Annotated in this window: 4 protein-coding genes; all 4 read left to right on the top strand. The window is 63.1% G+C overall.

All coding sequences use genetic code 11. From position 1 onward, the window contains the following. The coding region (locus GJ693_RS17100) for a site-specific integrase (protein WP_235902960.1) at nucleotides 1–1,830 on the top strand (1,830 nt) is incomplete at its 5' end. Beyond that, on the top strand, nucleotides 1,802–2,302 hold the full coding sequence (locus GJ693_RS14745; protein WP_207789968.1) for a hypothetical protein: 501 nt from the start codon (nucleotides 1,802–1,804) through the stop codon (nucleotides 2,300–2,302). The genes GJ693_RS17100 and GJ693_RS14745, both read left to right, overlap by 29 nt. 77 nt (nucleotides 2,303–2,379) lie before the next feature. Further along, on the top strand, nucleotides 2,380–3,039 hold the full coding sequence (locus tag GJ693_RS14740) for a plasmid pRiA4b ORF-3 family protein (protein WP_235902958.1): 660 nt from the start codon (nucleotides 2,380–2,382) through the stop codon (nucleotides 3,037–3,039). 115 nt (nucleotides 3,040–3,154) lie between these two features. Beyond that, nucleotides 3,155–3,562 (top strand): ParB/RepB/Spo0J family partition protein (locus tag GJ693_RS14735; protein ID WP_408014596.1); only part of this gene is annotated, 408 nt, incomplete at its 3' end.

Genomic DNA, 3,562 nt, shown 5'->3' with positions numbered 1-3,562 from the left:
CCGCTTCGGATCTCGACACGCTCGGTGTGGTTGGATCAGGTCTGGCATCTCGACGGGCGTCGCCCTGGCAGCAACCGAGCTGACTTCTCGCTCGACTGGAGTTTTGTTCTTGCTGACGACAGCCGGTTCAGTGATCCGCGATGGGCTGACTGGCGAGAGGCGGCGAAGCTGTTCCTGTGGAGCCTGAAGCTCGACCCGCCTCCTGGGTACCGCAACGCTCATGAAATGACGATCGTCTCCGTCTTCAATAGGTTGCGGATGCTGATCCGCTGGATGGCGGCGCAGGGATATCGGTGCTTTGCCGATCTCGACCGCGACGCCTGCGACCGGTTTATGACGGCGATGGCGCAGCGTCCGGGCCGCAAGCCGGGTAAGCCGCTGAAGAGCACCACGCTGCAAAACCACGCCAATCTGCTGACGCGCCTTTATCTGCAGGGAGCAAAGTTCCCGGAAGTGGCGATCGCCGATCCATTCCCGGGGATCGCGCCGCCGTTCGTTCGCCGCGACCGGGGCTGGCTGCCTTATACGCCGGACGCGATCGCTGTGCCCCTGGTCTCGGCGGCGCTGCGACTGATCGGGACCCCGGCCGACGACGTCATCGCTCTGCAGGCCCAGGCGCAGTCCGTCTATGACCATGCGCTCGCTAACGGGATCAGCCAGACGAAGGCCGGCTTCATCGTGACCGACGCAATCGCGCCGTTCACCTTCGCGACACTGCCTGGGGAGGAAGCTGCCTGGCACGAGGCGCCGGTCACCAGCACCAAGCAGCTGCGCTATGTCGCCGATCGCATTTACGACGCCTGCTTTGTGGTGGTCAGCTATCTTGTCGGCGCCCGGATCTCGGAGATCCTCGGCCTTCAGGTCGGCTGCATCCAGCAGCATCCTGCCGGGGACGGCAGCGAGAGCTTCGCCTATCTCGTCGGGCGGATTTACAAGACGGCGCGTGGCATCGATGGCGAAGCCCATCGCTGGGTTGCGCCGGCACCCGTCGAGCGGGCTGTCGTGGTGATGGAGCGGCTGACCGCCCGCCTGCGGGCCCAAAGCGGACGAGACGATCTCTTCCTGGCGATGGCCAGCAACGGGTTGGTCGGTCCTGCCGCCCGCATTGACCTCCCCGTCGGCTCCACGATCATAAGGCGGCTGAATGATCTGTTTGCGCCGTTCATCGGCCTGCCGGACCACGAGGGCGAGCCTTGGCATCTGAACACGCATCAGGGCCGCAAGACGTTTGCCCGCTTCGTCGGCAAACGCGACCGCACAGGCCTGCATGCGCTTCAGGCGCACTTCGGTCATGTGACCCGGGCCATGACCGATCGTGGCTATGTCGGAACCGACTTCGCGCTCGACGATCTGATCGACCGGCATACTCAGGAAGAAACCTGCGCCGCCCTGGAAGAGGTGCTAACGGCGACGGCGCTCGCCGGCAAGGGTGGACGCATGATCGCCGCTCGCTCGCAGTTCCGCGGACGCACACGCGACGGCGATGTCCAGGCTTATGTCCGCTTCCTGATGGAAGAGACCGACCTCCGCCTTGGGGTCTGCGACTGGGGCTATTGCGTCTATCGCGTCGAAACGGCTGCCTGCTTTGGCGACGAGCGTGGCCCGAATCCTGTGCTGAGAACCGAAAGCACGTGTCTCACCTGCGCCAACTTCGCCGTCACCGCCAGGCACAGGCCTGTCTGGCAGGCCCGCCGCGATCGCAATGCCGATCTTCTCGGCCATCCTGACCTGGACCCGGTCAGCCGGCAACTCGCTGAAACACGGATTGCCGAATGCGATCGCATCCTTGGCGAACTCGACCATGGAAAGGATGCTCGCCATGACGCGTAAGACCAGCAAAATGCCGGCCCTCACGCCTGCCGAAAAACGCCTGCGCAACACCCACTGCAAGCTGCGCGATGCTCTGGAACGGCTGGTGAAGGGTCTGCCCACACACACGGACCTGCAAAAGCGATCCTACCGGCTGACCGTCGCGACGCTTGCACGCGAGGCGCGTGTCGGTCGTAACGCCATCTACACCAACCATCGCTCGATGATCGATGAGTTGCGTCGCGCCAGCGATCGCAAGATCGTCCCCGAAAAGTTGGCGGCCTGGGAAGACAAACTCGCCCAGCAGCGCACTCTGATCCAGGTCTTGCAGATCGAAGAGCGGCGCATGGTGACGGAAAATGCCGCACTGCTGAAGCGCATCCTCGAAGCCGAAACGGAGGTTGAGCGGCAGAAGCGTCATAACGCCCGCCTGATCGCCGAGCGCGATCGCGCTGCGAAGCCAGTGCCGCTCGCTCGCGGGCCGAAATCCTGACGTTGTCTACGTTGCCGCTTCGTGTCGCCGCGCTCGCCGAAGGATATTTGTCGCCCCATCCATTGCCTGCGACAATCATGCGCGGCATGATCTGCGGCATGCTTGACCCCTTCGATCCAGACAGCTTCATTGTGCGCGCCGAGGTTCATATCCTCGACATCGAGCCCAGGATCAGCCGCACTCTCGAGCTGCCAATCACTCTCAACCTCGCCCAACTCCACGAGGTGCTGCAAGCCGCCTTCGGCTGGACCGACAGCCATTTGCATCAGTTCAATATCGGCGGTCTCATCTACGGGGCCCCGGAGTTCAATGAGGACGGCCTGTCCGACAGCCGGATCTTCGAGGCGACCGAGGTCAGGATGATCGACCTTCACTTTCCCTACGATCCCGACGAGAGCCCTCTTACGATCCTTTACGAATACGACTTTGGCGACAATTGGCGTCATCGGCTGCGGCTGGAGCGCGTCGCGCGCGAGGAGGGGACCAAATATCCGCGCTGCGTCGCCGCCAAACGTTCAGGTCCTCCCGAAGACTCTGGTGGGCCTTCAGGCTATGCCAACTTCCTCGAAGCCTGGCTCGACCCCGATCATGAAGAACACGAAGCCATGCATCGATGGGCTGGCCGCAAGTTCCACCCGGAGTCCTGCAATCTCGACGACATCAACAAGGCTATCGCCAAAGCACTACGCGCATCAAAGCGCGACTATCGCTTCCGTCGAGAAAGACATCGGGATTGACTCCCACCGGCTGCGATTCAAAGCCAAAAATACACCCAAAATGCAGGATGCAGCCAGAAAGGCCACAGAATCAGAGTCATCCAGCTAACAGGACACTTGACGCATAATCTAAAACATGCATCCGCTCGACCAGTTCCGCGCCTTCCTGGCTCTGCGCGAGAAGGGGCGCTCCGAGGAGGACATCGCCGCGGCGTTCTTCGTCGGTGTGAACGTGGTGAAGCAGCGCCTGCGCCTGGCGTCGGTCGCGCCGGCCTTGCTCGACGTCTACGCCGAGGACGGCATGTCGCTCGAGCAGCTCATGGCCTTCACCGTCACCGCCGACCATGCCCGCCAGGAGCAGGTCTGGCAGGCGATCTCCGGCTCCTGGCAGAAGGAGCCCTATCAAATCCGTCGCATGCTGACGGAGAAGACGGTGCGCGCTTCCGACCGGCGGGCGGTGTTCGTCGGCCTCGACGCCTATGAGGCCGCCGGCGGCGTGGTGCTGCGCGACCTGTTCCAGTCCGATGATGGCGGCTGGCTCGAA

Origin of the sequence: Sandarakinorhabdus oryzae, assembly GCF_009733735.1 — a bacterium.
GTDB classification, from domain to species: domain Bacteria; phylum Pseudomonadota; class Alphaproteobacteria; order Sphingomonadales; family Sphingomonadaceae; genus Sandarakinorhabdus; species Sandarakinorhabdus oryzae.
Note: the sequence above shows the minus strand (reverse complement) of the source record. Positions and strands in the feature narration are given on the sequence as shown.